Genomic DNA, 21,733 nt, shown 5'->3' with positions numbered 1-21,733 from the left:
ATGCGAACTTTCGGTTCGTCGACTTCACCTTACAACACACAATCATCAGATTGTTTGGGTGTTATATGGTCAAGCCTCACGGGCAATTAGTACTGGTTAGCTCAACGCCTCACAACGCTTACACACCCAGCCTATCAACGTCGTAGTCTTCGACGGCCCTTCAGGGGAATCAAGTTCCCAGTGAGATCTCATCTTGAGGCAAGTTTCCCGCTTAGATGCTTTCAGCGGTTATCTTTTCCGAACATAGCTACCCGGCAATGCCACTGGCGTGACAACCGGAACACCAGAGGTTCGTCCACTCCGGTCCTCTCGTACTAGGAGCAGCCCCTCTCAAATCTCAAACGTCCACGGCAGATAGGGACCGAACTGTCTCACGACGTTCTAAACCCAGCTCGCGTACCACTTTAAATGGCGAACAGCCATACCCTTGGGACCGGCTTCAGCCCCAGGATGTGATGAGCCGACATCGAGGTGCCAAACACCGCCGTCGATATGAACTCTTGGGCGGTATCAGCCTGTTATCCCCGGAGTACCTTTTATCCGTTGAGCGATGGCCCTTCCATACAGAACCACCGGATCACTAAGACCTACTTTCGTACCTGCTCGACGTGTCTGTCTCGCAGTCAAGCGCGCTTTTGCCTTTATACTCTACGACCGATTTCCGACCGGTCTGAGCGCACCTTCGTACTCCTCCGTTACTCTTTAGGAGGAGACCGCCCCAGTCAAACTGCCCACCATACACTGTCCTCGATCCGGATTACGGACCAGAGTTAGAACCTCAAGCATGCCAGGGTGGTATTTCAAGGATGGCTCCACGCGAACTGGCGTCCACGCTTCAAAGCCTCCCACCTATCCTACACAAGCAGGCTCAAAGTCCAGTGCAAAGCTACAGTAAAGGTTCACGGGGTCTTTCCGTCTAGCCGCGGATACACTGCATCTTCACAGCGATTTCAATTTCACTGAGTCTCGGGTGGAGACAGCGCCGCCATCGTTACGCCATTCGTGCAGGTCGGAACTTACCCGACAAGGAATTTCGCTACCTTAGGACCGTTATAGTTACGGCCGCCGTTTACCGGGGCTTCGATCAAGAGCTTCGCTTGCGCTAACCCCATCAATTAACCTTCCGGCACCGGGCAGGCGTCACACCCTATACGTCCACTTTCGTGTTTGCAGAGTGCTGTGTTTTTAATAAACAGTCGCAGCGGCCTGGTATCTTCGACCAGCCAGAGCTTACGGAGTAAATCCTTCACCCTAGCCGGCGCACCTTCTCCCGAAGTTACGGTGCCATTTTGCCTAGTTCCTTCACCCGAGTTCTCTCAAGCGCCTTGGTATTCTCTACCCGACCACCTGTGTCGGTTTGGGGTACGGTTCCTGGTTACCTGAAGCTTAGAAGCTTTTCTTGGAAGCATGGCATCAACCACTTCGTCATCTAAAAGACGACTCGTCATCAGCTCTCGGCCTTGAAACCCCGGATTTACCTAAGATTTCAGCCTACCACCTTAAACTTGGACAACCAACGCCAAGCTGGCCTAGCCTTCTCCGTCCCTCCATCGCAGTAACCAGAAGTACAGGAATATTAACCTGTTTCCCATCGACTACGCTTTTCAGCCTCGCCTTAGGAACCGACTAACCCTGCGTCGATTAACGTTGCGCAGGAACCCTTGGTCTTTCGGCGTGGGTGTTTTTCACACCCATTGTCGTTACTCATGTCAGCATTCGCACTTCTGATACCTCCAGCAAGCTTCTCAACTCACCTTCACAGGCTTACAGAACGCTCCTCTACCGCGTCACTTACGTGACACCCGCAGCTTCGGTGTGTGGTTTGAGCCCCGTTACATCTTCCGCGCAGGCCGACTCGACTAGTGAGCTATTACGCTTTCTTTAAAGGGTGGCTGCTTCTAAGCCAACCTCCTAGCTGTCTAAGCCTTCCCACATCGTTTACCACTTAACCACAACTTTGGGACCTTAGCTGGCGGTCTGGGTTGTTTCCCTTTTCACGACGGACGTTAGCACCCGCCGTGTGTCTCCCATGCTCGGCACTTCTGGGTATTCGGAGTTTGCATCGGTTTGGTAAGTCGGGATGACCCCCTAGCCGAAACAGTGCTCTACCCCCCAGAGTGATACATGAGGCGCTACCTAAATAGCTTTCGAGGAGAACCAGCTATCTCCGAGCTTGATTAGCCTTTCACTCCGATCCACAAGTCATCCCCTACCTTTTCAACGGGAGTGGGTTCGGTCCTCCAGTCAGTGTTACCTAACCTTCAACCTGCTCATGGATAGATCGCCCGGTTTCGGGTCTATACCCAGCGACTAAACGCCCTATTAAGACTCGCTTTCGCTACGCCTACCCTATACGGTTAAGCTTGCCACTGAATATAAGTCGCTGACCCATTATACAAAAGGTACGCAGTCACCTAACAAGTAGGCTCCCACTGCTTGTACGCATACGGTTTCAGGTTCTATTTCACTCCCCTCTCCGGGGTTCTTTTCGCCTTTCCCTCACGGTACTGGTTCACTATCGGTCAGTCAGTAGTATTTAGCCTTGGAGGATGGTCCCCCCATGTTCAGACAAAGTTTCTCGTGCTCCGTCCTACTCGATTTCACTTCAAAGATCCTTTCGCGTACGGGGCTATCACCCACTATGGCCGCACTTTCCAGAGCGTTCCGCTAAAATCAATGAAGCTTAAGGGCTAATCCCCGTTCGCTCGCCACTACTAAGGGAATCTCGGTTGATTTCTTTTCCTCAGGGTACTTAGATGTTTCAGTTCCCCTGGTTCGCCTCTTGCACCTATGGATTCAGTACAAGATACCTAGGTTATCCTAGGTGGGTTCCCCCATTCAGAGATCTCCGGATCAAAGTCTGTTTGCCGACTCCCCGAAGCTTTTCGCAGGCTACCACGTCTTTCATCGCCTCTGACTGCCAAGGCATCCACCGTATGCGCTTCTTCACTTGACCATATAACCCCAAGCAATCTGGTTATACTGTGAAGACGACATTCGCCGAAAATTCGCGCTTGAACTCGCAAATTTTACCTTGACTTGAATGATCACCAGTGAAAGAGATCATTCAGTCTTACTTCTATCACATACCCGAATTTTTAAAGAACAGTTCTGGTGCAAAGACCAGAAATCAATGTTCATTCACGAACATTCATTTCTGAGCTTTCGACGATTGTTTGGATGGTGGAGCCAAGGAGGATCGAACTCCTGACCTCCTGCGTGCAAAGCAGGCGCTCTCCCAGCTGAGCTATGGCCCCGTATCGGATCACGCAGCACACCAACAATTGGTGGGTCTGGGCAGATTCGAACTGCCGACCTCACCCTTATCAGGGGTGCGCTCTAACCAACTGAGCTACAGACCCAATCGTCTAACCAGTGAATCAAGCAATTCGTGTGGGAGCTTATGAAGAAGCTGAGATCTTCGATTAAGGAGGTGATCCAGCCGCAGGTTCCCCTACGGCTACCTTGTTACGACTTCACCCCAGTCATGAATCACTCCGTGGTAACCGTCCCCCTTGCGGTTAGACTAGCTACTTCTGGAGCAACCCACTCCCATGGTGTGACGGGCGGTGTGTACAAGGCCCGGGAACGTATTCACCGTGACATTCTGATTCACGATTACTAGCGATTCCGACTTCACGCAGTCGAGTTGCAGACTGCGATCCGGACTACGATCGGTTTTATGGGATTAGCTCCACCTCGCGGCTTGGCAACCCTTTGTACCGACCATTGTAGCACGTGTGTAGCCCTGGCCGTAAGGGCCATGATGACTTGACGTCATCCCCACCTTCCTCCGGTTTGTCACCGGCAGTCTCCTTAGAGTGCCCACCCGAGGTGCTGGTAACTAAGGACAAGGGTTGCGCTCGTTACGGGACTTAACCCAACATCTCACGACACGAGCTGACGACAGCCATGCAGCACCTGTGTCTGAGTTCCCGAAGGCACCAATCCATCTCTGGAAAGTTCTCAGCATGTCAAGGCCAGGTAAGGTTCTTCGCGTTGCTTCGAATTAAACCACATGCTCCACCGCTTGTGCGGGCCCCCGTCAATTCATTTGAGTTTTAACCTTGCGGCCGTACTCCCCAGGCGGTCGACTTATCGCGTTAGCTGCGCCACTAAGATCTCAAGGATCCCAACGGCTAGTCGACATCGTTTACGGCGTGGACTACCAGGGTATCTAATCCTGTTTGCTCCCCACGCTTTCGCACCTCAGTGTCAGTATCAGTCCAGGTGGTCGCCTTCGCCACTGGTGTTCCTTCCTATATCTACGCATTTCACCGCTACACAGGAAATTCCACCACCCTCTACCGTACTCTAGCTCAGTAGTTTTGGATGCAGTTCCCAGGTTGAGCCCGGGGATTTCACATCCAACTTGCTGAACCACCTACGCGCGCTTTACGCCCAGTAATTCCGATTAACGCTTGCACCCTTCGTATTACCGCGGCTGCTGGCACGAAGTTAGCCGGTGCTTATTCTGTTGGTAACGTCAAAACAGCAAGGTATTAACTTACTGCCCTTCCTCCCAACTTAAAGTGCTTTACAATCCGAAGACCTTCTTCACACACGCGGCATGGCTGGATCAGGCTTTCGCCCATTGTCCAATATTCCCCACTGCTGCCTCCCGTAGGAGTCTGGACCGTGTCTCAGTTCCAGTGTGACTGATCATCCTCTCAGACCAGTTACGGATCGTCGCCTTGGTAGGCCTTTACCCCACCAACTAGCTAATCCGACCTAGGCTCATCTGATAGCGTGAGGTCCGAAGATCCCCCACTTTCTCCCTCAGGACGTATGCGGTATTAGCGCCCGTTTCCGGACGTTATCCCCCACTACCAGGCAGATTCCTAGGCATTACTCACCCGTCCGCCGCTGAATCCAGGAGCAAGCTCCCTTCATCCGCTCGACTTGCATGTGTTAGGCCTGCCGCCAGCGTTCAATCTGAGCCATGATCAAACTCTTCAGTTCAATACTGCTTGGGTTTTGAGAAAACCCTAAACTTGGCTCAGCAATCGCATTCTCTTAAAAAGAGATAAAACTCTCGAATTCACGAGTGTTACTTGCGTTGCTGATAATCTTGCGATCACCAGTCTTACATCACAAGCACCCACACGAATTGCTTGATTCGACTTGTTAAAGAGCAGTTGGTCAAGGCTTTCGTCTCAACCGAGGCCGCGCATTCTACAGCAACCTCTCGTTCCGTCAAGCGTTATTTTCGAAAATTTTCTTTTCTACTCAACCGCTTGCGCCGACCTTCAAACCATCTTCCGGTCAGCGGGAGGCGCATTCTACAGCGTTCAAATTCGCTGTCAAGCACCTCGATGAAGCTTCGTTTCGAGCCCCTTTCGGGACCGAACCGCTGCGGCGAACAACCTGCCGGAGCGCTTCACCACCCCTAGGGGAGAATCCGTAAATCCTTGATTTTCAAGCATTTACTCTTCGTCGTCGCCGGGAGTGGTGCGCATTATAGGGAGATAGAAATTGGCGTCAACACTTATTTGAAACTTTTTAACCCAAAGGTCAGGAAGCCCAGAGGACGCTCCATTCCTCCTTTATAGGCTGGCTTGCCCCGCCCTCTCCTTCTGTTGCCTCATATAAGGAATGCGAGCCACGGCTCCGCCGCTTTCGACGAGTGTTCCATGCGCCTCATACATACCTCCGACTGGCACCTGGGTCAGACCCTGCACGGCCAGGACCGCGATCATGAACACGCGCGCTTCCTCGACTGGCTGCTACGCCAGCTGGAAGAGCAGCGCGCCGATGTCCTGCTGATCGCGGGCGATATCTTCGACACGATCAATCCACCGCTCAAAGCCCAGGAGCGCCTCTACGACTTCATCGTCAGCGCCCATCGACGGCTGCCGCGGCTGGAGATCGTGATGATCGCAGGCAACCACGACTCCGGCGCGCGCATCGAACTGCCCGCTCCGCTGATGAAACGACTGAACGCCCATGCCATCGGCCGAATCGGCTGGATAGACGAAAGCCTCGATAGCGGTCGCCTGCTGCTGCCCCTGCACGACGCGGATGGCCAGGTCGCCGCCTGGTGCCTGGCCCTGCCCTTCCTGCGTCCCGCCGAAGTCACCGGAGGCGGGCTCGGCGACGATTACCTGGCCGGTATCCGCCAGGTGCACGAACGCCTGGTTGCCGCCGCGCACGCCCGTCGCACACCGGGACAGGCACTGGTCGCCGTCAGCCACGCACACATGGCCGGCGGCTCGGTTTCCGAAGACTCCGAGCGAAACCTGATCATCGGCAACGTCGAAGCGCTGCCCGCCAGCCTGTTTCCGGAGCAGATCGCCTACGTAGCCCTCGGTCATCTGCACAAGCCACAGAAAGTCGCCGGACAGGAGCGCATTCGCTATAGCGGCTCGCCGCTGCCGCTGTCCTTCGCCGAAGTGAACTATCGCCACCAGGTCCTCCTCGTCACCCTGGAAGGTGAGCGCCTGAAGGATGTACAGAGTCTCCTGGTGCCACGCGCGGTGGAACTGTTGCGCATCGGCCCCGCGCCTCTTGGCGAGGTGCTCGATCAAATCGGCGAACTGGCCGAGGCCGACCTGCTGAACGAACAGCGGCCCTGGCTGGAAGTCCGCGTCATGCTGGATCAGCCGCAACCAGACCTGCGCCAGCAGGTCGAGAGCGCCTTGCAGGGCAAGGCTTGTCGCCTGGTGCGCATCGCCAGCGAATACCAGCGCCGCGACGAAGAACAGGCGCCGCTGCTTGGGCTCGACCAACTCAACCCCCAGGAACTGTTCAGCCGCGCCTGGGAAAGCGCCTATGGCTCCGGCCCGGATGCGCAGGCGCTGGATGACTTCGCCAGCCTGCTGCAAAGCGTCGAACTGGCCACCGAAGAGCCCCCGGGGAAATAAGCCGCTCCATGAAGATTCTCGCCATCCGCCTGAAGAACCTTGCCTCCCTCGCTGGCGAGCAGGAAATCGACTTCACCCGCGAACCGCTGTCCAGCGCCGGCCTGTTCGCCATCACCGGCCCGACCGGCGCCGGCAAGAGCACCGTACTGGACGCCCTGTGCCTGGCCCTGTTCGGCAGCACGCCGCGGCTGGAAAGCACTTCGGCCAGCAGCAAGGTTCCCGATGGCCGGAACGAGCTGTCCAGCAACGACGAACGCAACCTGCTGCGTCGCGGTTGCGCCAGCGGCTACGCCGAAGTGGATTTCGTCGGCATCGACGGCCACCGCTATCGCGCCCGCTGGGAAACCCGGCGCTCCCGGGACAAGGCGGACGGCGCCTTGCAAAAGAGCCAGCAGAGCCTCCAGGACCTGGAGACCCAGCAAATGCTGGCAGCGAACAAGAAAAGCGAGTTCCGCGAACAGCTGGAGCAGAAGCTCGGCCTCAATTTCGCCCAGTTCACTCGCGCCGTGCTGCTGGCCCAGAGCGAATTCAGCGCCTTCCTCAAGGCCAGCGACAACGACCGCGGCGCATTGCTGGAGAAACTCACCGACACCGGCCTGTACAGCCAATTGAGCAAAGCCGCCTATCAGCGCGCCAGCCAGGCCGACGAGCAGCGCAAGCAACTCGAGCAACGCCTGGAAGGCAGCCTGCCGCTGGCCGAGCAGGCCCGGGCCGGGCTCGAGGCGACGCTGGAATCCCACGCCCAGGCGCGTCTCCAGGAGCAACAGGCCCTGCAGCACCTGGAAGGCCAGCAACAATGGTTCACCGAGGAGCAGCGGCTGCTGCAATCCTGCGAGCACGCACAAGGCCAACTGGCCGAGGCCAGGCAGGCCTGGGACGCCCTGGCGACGGAGCGGGAAACCCTGCAATGGCTGGAGCGCCTGGCTCCGGTTCGCGGACTGATCGAACGCCTGAAGCAACTCGAGCAGGAACTCCGGCACTCCGAGCAGCAGCAGCGGCAGCGCACCGAGCAGCAAGCCGCGGGCGCCGAGCGCTTGCAAGGATTGCAGGCCCGCGTGCAGGAGGCGCGCGAGCGCCAGGCCCAGGCCGACAACCATCTGCGTCAGGCCCAGGCGCCGTTGCGCGAGGCTTTCCAGCTGGAGAGCGAGGCCAGGCGCCTGGAGCGAACGCTGGCCGAGCGACAGGAACTCCATCGGCAATCGAACCAGCGCCACGCCCAGCAAAGCGACGCCGCTCGGCAACTGGATATGGAGCAGCAGCGCCATGTCGCGGAACAGGCGCAACTGCAGGCGGCATTGCGCGACAACCAGGCTCTCGCCGCGCTCGGCGACGCCTGGGCGACCCACCAGGGCCAGCTCGCCGCCTTCGTGCAACGTCGCCAGCGCGCGCTCGAAAGCCAGGCGCAGCTCCCCGAGCTGGAAAAATCCCTGGCCCAGGCCGGGGAACCGCTCGAACGCTTGCAGGCGCAATGGACCGCCCTCCATGGCAGCGAGCCGGACGACCTGGCGGCACGCCTGGACGAATTGCGCCGGCAGACCGATAGCCTGGAACGACAACAAGCGCTCCACAAGGAATGGCAACAGGCCCTCGACCAACGCACCGGCCTGGCTCGACGCCTGGGCGAACTCGACCAGCGTATGGTCGAGCAGGAGCAGGCATTGCTCGACCTGAAACGACAAGGCAGCCAATGCGCCGAGCAGGTGAAGGCGGCGGAGCAGGCCCTGCAGGTCACCCGCGAGTTGCTCCAGCGCCAGCGTCTGGCCCGCAGCGCCAGCGTCGAGCAACTGCGCGCCGGCCTGGTGGACGGCGAGGCCTGTCCGGTCTGCGGCAGCCAGGAGCATCCCTATCACCAGTCCGAGCAACTGCTCGCCGCGCTCGGTGAACACGACGACCAGGAGCAGGTCCGCGCCGAGCAGGCCCTCGAGCGGCTGCGACAGACCCTGGTCGGTATGCGCGAGGGCTATTCCAGCCAGCGGGAAAGACTCAACCAGCGTCGCCAGGAGCAGCAGGAACTGACCGGCCAACTGGCCGCGCTCGATCGGCAACTGGACCAATGGACGCTGCCGGAAGAACTGCGACTCCTGCAGCCATCCGCGCAGTTGGAGTGGCTGGCACAACGCCTGGACGAACTGGCTGGGCAGCGCCAGCAGTGCCAACGAGACTTCGACCGGCTGATCGCCCGCCAGCGCCAGACCCAGCAATTGCAGCAGGAACTGCGGGCCGCCGAGACGATCCTGCAACAGCGCCAGCAGGCGCTGACGGAACAACGGCAGCGCTACGAACATTTGCAGCAGCAGGTCGAGGAGGACAGCCAGCAATTGCGTCCATTGCTCTCCGACGAGCACTGGCAGCGCTGGCAGGCAGATCCGCTGCGGACTTTCCAGGCCCTCGGCGAGTCCATCGAGCAACGCCGGCAGCAACAGGCGCGGCTTCAGCAGGTCGAACAGCGTCTGCAGGAGCTCAAGCAGCGCTGCGATGAATCGAGCTGGCAACTGAAGCAAAGCGACGAGCAACGCAACGAAGCCCGCCAGGCAGAGGAAAGGGCCCAGGCGGAACTCGCCGAGCTGAACGGACGCCTCGGCGCTCACCTGGGCCAGCACGCCTGCGCCCAGGACTGGCAGCTATCGCTGGAGCACGCCGCGCAAGCGGCGCAGAGCGCCGTCGAGACGCTCCAGGCGCCCCTGGATTCGCTGCGCGAGGAACAACTGCGACTCGCCGAAGCCCTGGAACACCTGCAGCAGCAACGGCAGCGCCAACAGGATGAGTTCCAGCGCCTTCAGGCCGACTGGCAGGCCTGGCGCGAACGCCAGGACAACCTCGACGACAGCCACCTCGACGCCCTGCTCGGCCTTTCCGAGGAACAGGCGACGCAATGGCGGGAGCAATTGCAGCGACTGCAAGAGGAGATCACCCGCCAGCAGACACTGGAAGCAGAGCGCCAGGCGCAACTGCTCCAGCATCGCCGGCAGCGGCCGGAAACCGACCGCGAGGCGCTGGAAGACAACCTGCGGCAACAGCGCGAACGCCTGGCCACCAGCGAACAGGCCTACCTGGATACCTACAGCCAGTTGCAGGCCGACAACCAGCGCCGCGAGCAGAGCCAGGCGCTGCTTGCCGAGCTGGAGCGAGCCCGCGCCGAGTTCCGTAGATGGGGCCGCCTGAACGAACTGATCGGTTCGTCCAGCGGCGACAAGTTCCGCCGCATCGCCCAGGGCTACAACCTCGACCTGCTGGTGCAGCACAGCAACGTGCAGTTGCGCCAGTTGGCGCGGCGCTACCGCCTGCAGCGCGGCGGCAGCGAACTGGGCCTGCTGGTGGTGGACACCGAGATGGGCGACGAACTGCGCTCGGTGTATTCGCTCTCCGGCGGCGAGACCTTCCTGATTTCCCTGGCCCTGGCGCTCGGCCTGGCCTCGATGGCATCGAGCAAGCTGCGCATCGAGTCGCTGTTCATCGACGAAGGCTTCGGCAGCCTCGACCCGGAATCCCTGCAACTGGCGATGGATGCCCTGGACAACCTGCAGGCCCAGGGGCGCAAGGTGGCGGTGATTTCCCACGTCCAGGAAATGCACGAACGGATCCCGGTCCAGGTGCGGGTCCAGCGCGAGGGCAACGGCATGAGCAGCCTGAAGGTGGTCGGCTGAGCCGACCGCCCAGGCGGCACGTCAGAACGGCAGCTCGGTCTGTTCACCCGGAGCATGCGGCGGCTGCTCTTCCCTTTCCGGCCGCAGATGCAGCATCAGCCCGCTGAGCCGGCGCACCTTGCGCCGCACTGCTTCCTCGAACACCCCGGGCAGGCTTTCCACCAGGCTGAACCAGTCGCGGGCGCGGGTGATACCGGTGTACACCAGCTCCTTGGTCAGCACCGGGTTCAGCGCGTCCGGCAGGACCAGCGCGGTATGGGCGAACTCCGAACCCTGCGACTTGTGCACGGTCATGGCGAACACGGTGTCCACCTCGACCAGGCGGCTCGGCAGGACGAAGCGCACGCCGCCGCTACCGTCGTTGCGCGGGAAGGCCACGCGCAGCGCGAAGCGCAGGCTGCCGTCGTCGTTGCGCTCGGGCAGGCGCAGGGCGATGCCGATATCGCCGTTCATCAGCCCCAGGCTGTAGTCGTTGCGCGTCACCAGTACCGGCCGCCCCTCGTACCAGCCGTGATCGGCCTCGATCAGGCCAAGGCGCAGCAGTTCCGCCGCCACCCGCTGGTTCAGTCCTTCCACGCCCCATGGGCCGCGGCGCAGCGCGCAGAGCAGGCGGAAGGCGTCGAAAGCCGTCAGTACCGACTGCGCCCAGCGCTCCCAGGCGCCATCCTCCAGCGCCAGTCCGGCGGCCGGGCGGCCCTCGGCCAGGCGTTGCAGGTAGTGCCGGTAGCCGTACGGCGTGCCCGGCGCCTGCGGATGACCGTCGACGAACAGCCGGGCGAAGGCTGCATCGCGCTCCCCGCGCAGGCGCAGGTCGAAGAGGTCGGCGGGCGGACTGTCCAGCAGCGCGCGCGCGTCATCGGCCTGTTGCCGGTTGACCAGCCGCGCCAGGCGCCCGATCCCGCTGCTCGCGCCGAAGCGCCGGGAATGCCGCAGCATGACGGTCTGTTGCGCCAGCGGATGCGCCTGCGCCGAACCTTCGCGCAAGCCCTGCCAGGTTTCGCCGCTGACCCGCTGCAACCAGGCGCGGGTCTCGGCGCTGTACCAGCCCTCCTCGGCATCCCGGCAGAGATCGCCGAGCACCGCGCCGGCCTCTACCGAGGCCAACTGGTCCTTGTCGCCGAGCAGGATCAGGCGCGCCTGCGGCGGTAGCGCATCGAGCAGGCTGGCCATCATTTCCAGGTCGATCATCGAGGCCTCGTCCACCACCAGCACGTCCAGCGCCAAAGGGTTGTCCCGGTGGTGGCGGAAGTGCCGGGTATCCGGACGGCTGCCGAGCAGACGGTGCAGGGTAGTGACCTCGGCGGGGATCGCCTGCAACACGTCTTCCGCCAGCGGCAGGGCCCGGACCTGCTGGCCGATGGATTCGGAGAGACGCGCCGCGGCCTTGCCGGTGGGCGCCGCGAGGCGGATGCGCAGCGGCTGGCCGGCGACTACCGCCGGTGCCTGGAGCAGACCGAGCAGGCGCACCACGGTGGTGGTCTTGCCGGTACCGGGACCGCCGGTGATCAGGCTGAAATAGCCGCGGGCCGCCAGGGCACAGGCCAGCTTCTGCCAGTCGGTGACGCGCTGGCCGTCTTCCGTCGGCGCCTGCGCGAACAGCGCGGCCAGGCGCGGCGCCAGGTCTGCGGCCAGGGGCGCCTGCCGACCCAGGCGCTCGCGCAGGGCCAGGGCGATTTCCAGCTCGTGCCGCCAGTAACGACGCAGGTAGAGACGCTGAGCGCAAAGCACCAGCGGCGAGGTCGCCGTCTCGCTCGGCTCGGGATCGCCTGGGCGCTCGTCGACCACCTCCACCAGCGATGACGCCGCCAGGGCCTCGCGCCAGGCGTCGAGGCGCACGCCACGCAGCAGTTGCGACGGCAGCAGCACATCGCGGCCTTCGTCGCCTTCCGGCGGCAGCGACAGTGCCGCGTCAGGCGCGCCGAGGGTCGCCTCCAGGTCCAGGCAGACGTGCCCGTGGCCCAGTTGGTGGCTGGTCAGCGCCGCCGCCAGCAGCACCCGGGGATCGGCCTGCGGCTGCAACTCGACGAGGAAGGCGACGAACGCCCGGTCCAGCGCCCGTAGCCAGCCGCGCGCCACCCACAGGTCGAGCTGGCGCAGCAGGTCGTGGCGTGCCGCCAGCGGTTGCGCTACCTGGTCGTCGCGGCCATCGCGGACTTCGCCGGCCAGTTGCTTGAGGGTCGGATTCATCGCTCGGCTCCCGGCTGGCCGCTGAACAGCGCGTCCAGGCGTTCGATCAATTCCCGCGGCGGGCGCTCGAAGTGCAGGCCCTGGGTCGCCGCGCGGGCGCCGCGGAGGAACAGGTACACGGCGCCGCCCATGTGGCGGTCGTAGTCGTAGTCGGGCAGGCGCGCCTTCAACTGCCGGTGCAGGGCCAGCAGGTACAACACGTACTGCAGGTCATAACGGTTCTCCAGCACCGCGGCGGTCATCGCTTCCGGGCTGTAGGCGCCATCGTCGGCGCCCAGCCAGTTGGACTTGTAGTCGGCCACGTAGAAACGCCCCTGGTGCTCGAAGACCAGGTCGACGAAGCCCTTGAACATGCCGTTCAGCAGGGTCGGCGCCAGCGTCGGACGCGCCGCGCCGCCAAGGGTATGGCGCCGGACCAGGGCGTCGATCGCCTCGGCCTGGACCTGGTGGGTGGCGAACCAGAACTCCATTTCCACCTGGTAGGCGACCAGCCCGGCCAGGCTGGTTTCGCCACCGGGCCAGCGCAGCGGTTCGGCGAGATACTGTTCCAGCCACAGATCGAGCGGTTCGGCCCAGTCCTTCCAGCCCCGCAGGTCGCAGCGTCGCGCGACCAGTTCGCGGCGCCGCTGGGCATCGGCGCGCGCCACATCGAAGCCTTCGCGGCCGGCCCATTCGAGCAGCCCGTGGAGGAAGGTGCCGGGAGCCGGTCCGCGCGGGAAGCGATGCAGGTCGTCGCGCATCTCGCTGGCGTGCGCGACCGGCGGCTGTTCGGCGGAACGGCCTTCTTCGTGGAAGGTGGCTTCCTCGGCGCTGATCGGCTCCTGCGATTCGTCGCTCTCCAACGCCTCGTCATCGTCCAGCCCGGCGGAGGCCTGCAATTGCAGGCCGGAATAGCTGGCGACCCACCACTTCTCGCGGCTGCTGCGGCGGGTTTCGCGGGCCTGCCCAAGGCCCTGGCCGCGCCCTGCGACATAGCGTTCGGCGTCCGCCTCGGGGGCCGGCTCGACGACGATCTCCCGGCACTCGCCGCGCAGCGCGGCGAGGCATTGGCCGAGGCCATCGCTACCGATGGTCGCGCCGCCGGCAAGCAGGTAGCCCAGGGCCCCCTTGTGCAACTCCGGCGACTTACTGTTGCTCGCCACCAGCGGCGCGATGCCCAGCCACACCGAATGGCGAGCGCGGGTCAGGGCCACGTAGAGCAGGCGCATGTCTTCGCCGAGGCGCTCGTCGTTGGCCTGCTCGTAGGCCCGCGCAGCCTGCTCCTTGCGCCGCGCCAGCTCGATGACCCGCCCTGCAGCGCCATCCTCGTGGAAACTCGCCGGCGCGCCGCTGTTGCCGTCCAGCTCCCTCCAGCTGCAGATGAAGGGCAGCAGCACCAAGGGGTATTCCAGCCCCTTGGACTTGTGGATGGTCACCACCTTGATCAGGTCGGCGTCGCTTTCCAGGCGGAGGATCTCTTCGCTCCCCGGACTCTGCACCTGCTCGGCCAGATGGCGGATCAGCGCGTGCTCGCCGTCCAGCTCCACCGCCGCGCGCTGCAGCCACTCGGCCAGGTGCAGCAGGTTGGTCAGGCTGCGCTCGCCATCGGCGTGCCGCAGCAGGCGCGCCGGCAGTTCGAAGTCGGCGAGCAGGCGCCGCAGCATCGGCAATACGCCCTGGGCCTGCCAGGACCGGCGATAGTCGCGGAAGCGCAGGACCATCCGTTCCCAGAACAGTTCGTCCTGGTTCAATCGCTCCAGGGTCGCCCAGTCCAGGTGCAGGCTGCGGGTAGCCAGGGCGACCCGCAGCAGCGCATCGGCGCCGGGGTCGGCGCAGGCGCGCAGCCAATGCAGCAGGTCGGCGGCCTCCTGGCTGTCGAACACCGAGTCGCGGTCGGACAGGTAGACGCTGGCCAGACGCCGCGCCGCCAACGCGCTACGGATCGCCTCGGCCTCGGCGCGACCGCGGACGAGGATGGCGATATCCGCCGGGCGCAACGCCCGCCAGCCGCCCTGCTCGTCGGCGAAGCCGGCGCGGCCCAGGTCGGCCAGGCTCAGCCAGCGGCGGATGGCGCTGGCGCTGCGCTCGGCCATTTCCTGGCGATACGCCGCGGAGCCGAGCACGCCGGCTTCGGCGTCAAGGTTCCAGAACGTCATCGCCGGCGCCTCGGCACCGTCGATCAACAAACGTTCGGCGCGCCCCTGGGCGTCCACCGCATGGAACGGCACCGGGTTTTCCAGCCCCTCGCGGGCGAAACGGAAGGCGCCGCGCGGATGCTCTTCGGCGAAGGCGAAGCAGCGGTTGGCGGCCGCCACCATGGCGGCGGTCGAGCGGAAGTTCTTGCCGAGGGTGTAATGCCGCCCGCGAGTGGCCTCGCGGGCGCGCAGGTAGGTATGGATGTCGGCACCGCGGAAGGCGTAGATCGCCTGCTTGGGGTCGCCGATCATGAACAGGCCGGTCTCCCGCGCCTGGGGCTCGCCGGGATCGGCGGCGATCCGGTAGATACGCTCGAAGATCCGGTACTGCACCGGGTCGGTATCCTGGAACTCGTCGATCAGCGCCACCGGGAACTGCTCGCGGATCAATTGCGCCAGGCGCTCGCCACCAGGCCCCTGCAAGGCGCGGTCGAGGCGGCTGAGCAGGTCGTCGAAGCCGATCTCGGCACGCCGCTGCTTCTCGACCTCCAGTTCGCGCCCGACTTCGCCCAGCGCGTGCAACAACAGGTGGGGAGCGAGATCGGGACGCTCTTCCTGATGCGCGGCCCAGGCGTCGATGGCCCTTAGCGCGGCATGCTCGGGCGCCACGCGCTTGGCGGTGAGCTTGATCCGGGTCTGGCCGAACTTGCCCAGGTTGGCCGGCTGCTCGCCGCCCTCGCTCCAGTCCGCCAACGCTTGCAGCCAGGCGTCGAAGGTCTCGTCGCTGTCCTTGCCGCGATAGCTGTTGCCGTTCAGGTAGGGACGCAGGTCGCGCAGCAGCGCTTCCAGTTCGACGCGCGCTGCGCGCCAGACGGCGCGGGCCTGCGCGTCCAGTTGGTCGAGCTGGCGATACCAGTCGCCGCCCTGCTCCAGCAAGGCTGCCAGCGACTCGGGCGCACTCAGCGCCTGGTCGGCGTAGCGGAAGTCGGCGTCCTGCCGCGCCAGCAGCGGCTGCAAGGCCTTGCCCAGCGCCTCCGGCCCACTGTAGCAACTGGCCACGGCTTGCGCCGCCGGAGCCGTCAGGCCGTAGAAGTTGCGCCGCCAGTAGTCCCGCACCACTTCGGCGAGCAATTCGCTCTGGTCGGTTTCCAGGTTCTGGGTGAACAGGCTGCCGCTGTCGAAGGCGTGCTCGCGCAGCATCCGGTAGCACCAACTGTGGATGGTCGATACCGCGGCCTCGTCCATCCACTCCGCGGCCAGGCGCAGCAGGCGCGCGCAGCCCGGCCAGCGCTCGGCGGGATACTGTTGACGCAACGCGACCAGCAGGCCGTCGTGGCGCTCCTGCGGCTCGGCGAAACAACGCGCCGCTTCGCCCAGGCGGCTGCGGATACGCTCGCGGAGTTCCTGGGTCGCCGCATCGGTGAAGGTCACCACGAGGATTTCCGGCGGGCTCAGCGGCCGGCCGAAAGCGCTCTCGCCGCCATGGTCGAGGACCAGGCGTACGTATAGCAGGGCGATGGTGAACGTCTTGCCGGTACCGGCGCTGGCCTCGATCAGGCGGCTGCCGTGCAACGGGAAGTCCAGCGGATCGAGGGCCACGGGCATCTGCTGCTGGCTCATGCCTGCTCCTCCGCGCCACGCCCCAGGGCAGCCAGCAGCGGCGCGTAGAGCTGCTCGGCCCAGTGCGCGAACTCACCGCTGGCGAGCAGCCGGTCGAAGTCCGGATAGACCCGAGCCAGCGCCGGCGAGGCGTCCACCTCGCCCCCCATGCCGAACCCTCCCTCGTAGCGCTTGCGCGCCTCGCGCATGGCTTTCTCGGGCTCTGCGGCGCCACCACTGGCGAGCCAGGCGAAAGCGGTCCGGCAGGCCAGCGGCAACGGCTGGCGCATGCCCTGGCGCCAGGCGTCGATCAACTGGTCGAGGTACTCGCCGGCGCGCTCGCTCGGCAGCGGCGGAATCTCCAGGGTGCCGGTCTGGCTCACCAGCACGCTGCGCACCGGCTGGCCGAGACGTTGCAGGGCGAGGTGCTGCAACCAGTGGCGTACCAGGCTGTGCCACTTGAAGCTGCGCCCCTCATGGAGCTTGCCGCTGAGCAATTGCAGGCGCGCCAGGCGCCCGGAAGCGTCGCGACGCAAGCCGCCGAGCCAGTCCTCCAGCTCCAGCCCGGACGGATGGCGATGGCGCAACTCCTGCTGCTGCTCGACCGCCTCCGGCCAGCGCTCGATTTCCTGGCGGTAGCGCCAGAGCAGGTCGGGCAGCGGTTGCAGCAAATGGCGCGCGGAGAACTCGCCGAACGCCGCCAGCGGCAGGCGACCCTGTCGCCGCAGTCGCTCGACCTGGGCCTGCAACTGCACCGGCAGGCCCTCGGCATCCCAGTCTCGCTCGACCCAGCGCTTCATGCGTTCGGTCAGCTCGAATTGCAGCTTCCAGTTGTCCAGCGCGTCCAGTTCGAAAGGCTCTTCGTCGTTGCCGGTCAATTGCTCGTCGTCGAAGCGCACCTTGAGCCGCTGCTGGAAGAACGCATTCACCGGGTTGGCGAGGAACTCCGCCAGCGCTCGCAGCCCCAGCGCGCCCTCCAGCTCCAGCGGCGGCAGGGGCGCTTCGGCGTCGGGAGCGCCGATCTCGTCCTCGCGATGGACCTCGCGCCACTCGCGGGCGTAGGTGAACAGGCCATCGACGCCCTGCTCCGGCGCATCGTGAAAATACCGGCGGCTGAACGGCTGCAGCGGATGCTCCTGGGTCAGGGCACGCAGCAGCGCCTCGCCGTCGCCGTCCGAGTCCAGGCGCCAGCCGGCCGCCAGGTGATCGCGCAACTGGCCGATCAGCACCGAGGGCGGCCGCTCGCCATTGTCGCGGATACTCCGCCCCACCCAACTCACGTAGAGTTGCTCGCGCGCCGAGAGCAGCGCCTCGAGCAGCAGGTAGCGGTCGTCCTCGCGCCGCGAGCGGTCGCCGGGGCGGTAGTCGTTGCGCATCAGGTCGAAATCCAGCGGCGACTGCTGGCGGGGGTAGTCGCCATCGTTCATGCCAAGCAGGCAGACCAGCCGGAACGGGATCGCGCGCATCGGCATCAACGTGCAGAAACTCACCGCGCCAGCCAGGAAGCGCTGGTTCAGGCCGCCCTGGTCCAGGCCGCCGAGCCAGGCCTCGCGTATCACGCTGATCGGCAGCGGCTCGGCGAAGGCCGCACAGGCGCAGTGTTCCTGCCAGCGCTCGAGCAGTTGCAGGAGCTGGGTGAGGAGCAGTTCGTCGCGCTCGTCGGGGGCCTCGAAGAACACCGTGAGCAGGGCCTGCAGGCGCTCGCCCCACTGCGCCGGGGTGGCCGGTTCGGCCAGCTCCGCGTAGGCCACCTCGAGGCGCTCCAGCAGCACAGCCAGCGGGCCTGCCAGGGCGGCGTCCAGGCCACCGACCTCATCGTAGGGCTGGATGCCTTGCAGGGCCGCGCCTTCGCCGACCGCGTAGCCGAGCAGCATGCGCCGCAGACCGAAGCGCCAACTGTTGCCCTCCAGTCCCGCTGGCAGGCCGAGACGCTCGCGCTGCGCGGCATCCAGCCCCCAGCGCACGCCGGCGCCTTCGATCCAGCGGTGCAGGGTCGCCAGGTCGGCCTCGTCGACGCCGAAACGCCGGCGCAATGCCGGGACGTCCAGCAGGTCGAGGATCTCGCTCACGGCGAAACGGCTGTCGGGCAGTTTCAGCAGGTGCTCCAGGGCGATCAGCAGCGGCTCGCGACCGCGCTGTCCCTGGTCGGCCAGGGTATAGGGAATGAAGCGCTGGTCGTCGCGCGGCACCTGGCCGAACACCGCCTCGATGTGCGGTGCGTAGGCGTTGATGTCGGGGACCATGACGATCACGTCGCGCGGCTTCAGGCTCGGATCGGCGTTGAAGCGGGCGAGCAACTGGTCGTGGAGGATCTCCACTTCGCGCTGCGCGCTGTGGGCCACATGGAAGCGGATCGAGGCGTCGCTCCGCGGCGCCACCGGCGGCCAGTGCTCGCGGGTTTCCGCCAACGGGCGCAGTTCGAGGATATCGTCCTGCAACTGGCCGAGCAGCCCGTGCGGGGCCTCCTCGCTGAACAGGTCGATGCGCCCGCCGTTGACCTCGCCGAACAGGTTCCGATAGCTGTCCGGGTCGTCGTAGCTGTCGAGCAGGTTGATGTAGTCGCGGCCCTGCTTGCCCCAGGCCGCCAGCAACGGCTGGGCATGCTGGTGCTGGCGGTCCTCGTCGAGGTCGGCGGGGACGCCGGCGCGGCGCTGCTGGCGGCGGTACTCGTGGCGCAACAGGTCCTTGTCGGCGACGATGTCGGCCCAGTGGTGGCGACAGGGGTTGTGCACGCAGAGCAGCACCTGGCTGAACCTGGCCAGGGCGGCCAGCGCCTCGAGGGTCTGCGCCGGCATCGAGGAAATCCCGAACACCACCACTCGTCGCGGCAACGCGCGCGGCGCCGCGCTGGCGAAGCGCAGCGCCTCGATGAAGCGCCGGTGCACGCCGGAGCGGCTGCGGGCCAGGCTATCGGCACCGACGTCGGCGAGCAGCGCGCGCCACAATTCGGCCTGCCAGCGCTCGTCGGCACCGAGCGGGCGCGCCTGCCCGTTCGCCGTGCGCAACTGGTCGCGGCCCTGGCTCCAGTCGTCGAGCCAGTCGCCGCGATAGACCTGGTACTGGTCGAACAGGTCGGCCAGGCGCTCGGCCAGTTGATGACGCTTGCGCAGGTCGGCATCGTCGGCGAGGAAACGTTGCAGGGTGCGGAACTCGGGACGCTCCAGCAATCCGGGAAGCAGACGCATCAGGCGCCAGGTCAGCGGCGCCTTGTCCAGTTCGGAAACCTCGGGAATGCTTTCGCGGCCCAGCACCGCGCGATAGGCCTGCCAGAGGAACTGCGCCGGCAACTGCACCTCCAGCGCCGCGGCGATGCCGCCACCGCCGCCGCCGTCCTCGCGGGGATCTTCGGCCAATGCCAGCTTCAACCATTGGGCGATGCCGTTGCTGTGCACCAGGACCCGCTCGCTTTCCAGCGGCGCCAGCGGATAGCGGCGCATCCAGGAAACGGCGAGGTCGCGCAGGTCGTCCAGGCGATTGCCGTGGACGATCATGAATCCGGGCGTGAGGGCGGTGGTTCCCAAGGGTTCTGGCATCGGTACGGCTATTCCTGGCGCAAGGCTCTGGCGAAAGAGGTCAGGATCGGGCGGCGACGAAGCGTCGTTCCAGTTCGAGGCTGTCGGCCATGCGGAAATCGCTCCAGCGCTCGCTCAGGCCGAGATGGCTGTCCGCCTGGCAATCCGGGGCACTGGCGCAACGGCGGGTGAAGGTGTTGACCACCTCGACCATCTCCTCGCGCTCGGCGCCGACCAGCAGCGCCGCGTGCGCCAGCACCACCGGCCGGCCGGCGCCGTTGCGCCGCCAGCGTTGTGCGGTCCCGGCGAGCTTGCGCCCATCCAGGGTGACATTGTAGCGGCCGTCGCAGAAGGAACCGGCCACGGCGCCCACACCGGCGTCCAGGCCGCGCTCACGGAGCCAGTCGCAGATCGGCTGGCACAGCCGCAGGTAGGCGGTTTCGATACGGGTCTGCTCGTTGTCGCCGGGCCCCAGCGCATAGGACAGGGCGATGTTCAGCACGCCCGGCGATTGCGGCACCGGCTCGCCGCCGGTATCGCGCAGCAGCACCGGCCAGCCGCGTTCGGCGACCGCTGCGCTGGCCGGCGCGAATCCTTCCAGGCGCTCCATCCGGCGCGGCATGACCAGCGCCCGATCGCACGGCTGCCAGAGCAACAGGCCATGCTCGCGGGCACCGCCACACACCTCGTCGAGCAGGGCGCGCTCGGCGTCCAGCCCATCCTGCACGGAAAACACTTCGACCACGATTCTTCCTCTTCCAGGCTGGCACGGCTCGGCTCCCGCGCGGGGAGCGCTGCTTATGATAGCCAGTGGCGGCGCCTCCGTGCGCCGTAATCGCGAGGAAGTTGCCGGGAAATCAGCAGGTTGCCGAGCGCAGGCGGGCCGGGCGGCGCTGCCAGAACTCGGCCAGCAGGACCCCGGCCAGGGTCAGCGCGCCGCCGACCAGGTGATGGACGGTCAGGCGCTCGCCGAGCACCAGGGTGGCGATGCAGGCGGTGATGATCGGCAGCAGGTTGAAGAACAGCGCCATCCGGCTCGGCCCGAGACGGGCGACACCGTGCATCCAGGCCAGCGCGGCGACGATCGAGGCGAACAGCGCGGCGTACAGCACCAGCGGCAGGTTGGCGGCGTTCAGGCCGGTGCGCGGCGACAGCAGGTACAGCGGCAGCAGGGCGAGGATCGCCACCAGCACCTGCAGGTAGAGCAGTTGCATGGCCGGCAGCTTCAGGCTCCATTTCTTCAGCAGCACGCTGTACACCGCATAGGCCAGGGTGGCGACGATCATCATCGCGTCGCCGAGGTTCACTCCATGCTCCAGCAAAGCGCCGAGATGGCCCTGGGAGATCACCAGCACCACGCCGGCCAGCGACACCAGCGCGCCGAGCAGCGCCCCGGCGTTCAGCCGGTGGGCCAGGATGCTGCTGGCCAGGCCCAGCGACATCAGAGGCATCAGCGACAGGATGATGCCCATGTTGGTGGCGCTGGTCAGCGCCGCCGCGTAGTAGGCCAGGCTCTGGTAGACGGCCATGCCGAGCAGGCCGAGGACCACGAACTTGCCGAGGTTGGCGAGGATGTAGCGGCGGTTGCGCAGCACCGGGCCGAGCATGAAGGGCGTCAGCGCCAGGCCGACCAGCAGCCAGCGGAAGAAACCGATCTCGGCGGGCTGGATGATCCCCACGGCGAGCTTGTTGACGACGGTGTTGCCGGCCCAGATGAACACGGCCAGCAGGGGAAACAGGTATTGCATGAGGGTTCCGCACTATGAAAAAGGAATATGCGGCCATTCTGAGCCAGTCCGAATACAGACGTATAA

7 protein-coding genes, 2 tRNA genes and 2 rRNA genes are annotated in these 21,733 nt (G+C 64.7%); 2 read left to right on the top strand and 9 right to left on the bottom strand.

Going from position 1 to position 21,733, the window contains the following annotated elements; genetic code table 11:
* Positions 1-65: 65 nt before the first annotated feature.
* The 4 genes from VQ065_RS06780 to VQ065_RS06765 all read right to left on the bottom strand — a co-directional run bounded on the left by VQ065_RS06780 (position 66) and on the right by VQ065_RS06765 (position 4,962).
* Positions 66-2,956 (bottom strand): 23S ribosomal RNA (locus VQ065_RS06780).
* Positions 2,957-3,181: 225 nt separating this feature from the next.
* A tRNA-Ala gene (locus tag VQ065_RS06775) sits at positions 3,182-3,257 on the bottom strand.
* 28 nt (positions 3,258-3,285) lie between these two features.
* Positions 3,286-3,362, bottom strand: a tRNA-Ile gene (locus VQ065_RS06770).
* 64 nt (positions 3,363-3,426) lie between these two features.
* Positions 3,427-4,962: ribosomal RNA gene (locus VQ065_RS06765) — 16S ribosomal RNA — on the bottom strand.
* Together the 16S and 23S rRNA genes with 2 tRNA genes alongside form the textbook arrangement of a ribosomal RNA operon.
* Before the next feature lie 671 nt (positions 4,963-5,633).
* Here VQ065_RS06765 and VQ065_RS06760 point away from each other — a divergent pair.
* Together VQ065_RS06760 and VQ065_RS06755 are read left to right on the top strand one after the other, a co-directional pair.
* On the top strand, positions 5,634-6,863 hold the full coding sequence (locus VQ065_RS06760) for an exonuclease SbcCD subunit D C-terminal domain-containing protein (protein ID WP_014603579.1): 1,230 nt from the start codon (positions 5,634-5,636) through the stop codon (positions 6,861-6,863).
* Between the two features lie 8 nt (positions 6,864-6,871).
* Positions 6,872-10,507, top strand: a complete 3,636-nt coding sequence (locus VQ065_RS06755) for an AAA family ATPase (protein ID WP_003093775.1) — start codon at positions 6,872-6,874, stop codon at positions 10,505-10,507.
* Between the two features lie 21 nt (positions 10,508-10,528).
* On the opposite strand, the gene recD is transcribed toward VQ065_RS06755, so the two are convergent.
* From recD to VQ065_RS06730, 5 genes are all read right to left on the bottom strand, one after another.
* Positions 10,529-12,694: an exodeoxyribonuclease V subunit alpha gene (gene recD, locus VQ065_RS06750; RefSeq protein ID WP_003093778.1), complete on the bottom strand. Its 2,166-nt coding sequence runs from the start codon at positions 12,692-12,694 to the stop codon at positions 10,529-10,531.
* Entirely contained in the window at positions 12,691-16,428 is a 3,738-nt protein-coding gene (gene recB / locus VQ065_RS06745; RefSeq protein WP_003093781.1) for an exodeoxyribonuclease V subunit beta, read from the bottom strand. The genes recD and recB overlap by 4 nt, the downstream gene beginning before the upstream one ends.
* Entirely contained in the window at positions 16,425-19,940 is a 3,516-nt protein-coding gene (gene recC / locus VQ065_RS06740; protein ID WP_023098820.1) for an exodeoxyribonuclease V subunit gamma, read from the bottom strand. Before recC ends, recB begins: the two co-directional genes overlap by 4 nt.
* Before the next feature lie 40 nt (positions 19,941-19,980).
* Positions 19,981-20,664 (bottom strand): lipoate--protein ligase family protein, encoded by a 684-nt coding sequence (locus VQ065_RS06735; protein WP_003110110.1) that lies wholly within the window; start codon positions 20,662-20,664, stop codon positions 19,981-19,983.
* 112 nt (positions 20,665-20,776) lie between these two features.
* A complete protein-coding gene (locus VQ065_RS06730) occupies positions 20,777-21,667 on the bottom strand; it encodes a DMT family transporter (protein ID WP_003093799.1) in 891 nt (296 codons plus the stop codon).
* Positions 21,668-21,733: the final 66 nt, after the last annotated feature.

Origin of the sequence: Pseudomonas sp. KBN10P06128 (assembly GCF_037574945.1) — a bacterium.
Lineage (GTDB): Bacteria > Pseudomonadota > Gammaproteobacteria > Pseudomonadales > Pseudomonadaceae > Pseudomonas > Pseudomonas aeruginosa.
This window is presented reverse-complemented; position numbering and strand designations above follow the sequence as displayed.

Bases quoted from the DNA above. Each gene is read 5' to 3' on its own strand.
- VQ065_RS06760 (WP_014603579.1), top strand. From the start codon at position 5,634: ATGCGCCTCATACATACCTCCGACTGGCACCTGGGTCAGACCCTGCAC.
- VQ065_RS06755 (WP_003093775.1), top strand. From the start codon at position 6,872: ATGAAGATTCTCGCCATCCGCCTGAAGAACCTTGCCTCCCTCGCTGGC.
- recD (WP_003093778.1), bottom strand. From the start codon at position 12,694: ATGAATCCGACCCTCAAGCAACTGGCCGGCGAAGTCCGCGATGGCCGC.
- recB (WP_003093781.1), bottom strand. From the start codon at position 16,428: ATGAGCCAGCAGCAGATGCCCGTGGCCCTCGATCCGCTGGACTTCCCG.
- recC (WP_023098820.1), bottom strand. From the start codon at position 19,940: ATGCCAGAACCCTTGGGAACCACCGCCCTCACGCCCGGATTCATGATC.
- VQ065_RS06730 (WP_003093799.1), bottom strand. From the start codon at position 21,667: ATGCAATACCTGTTTCCCCTGCTGGCCGTGTTCATCTGGGCCGGCAAC.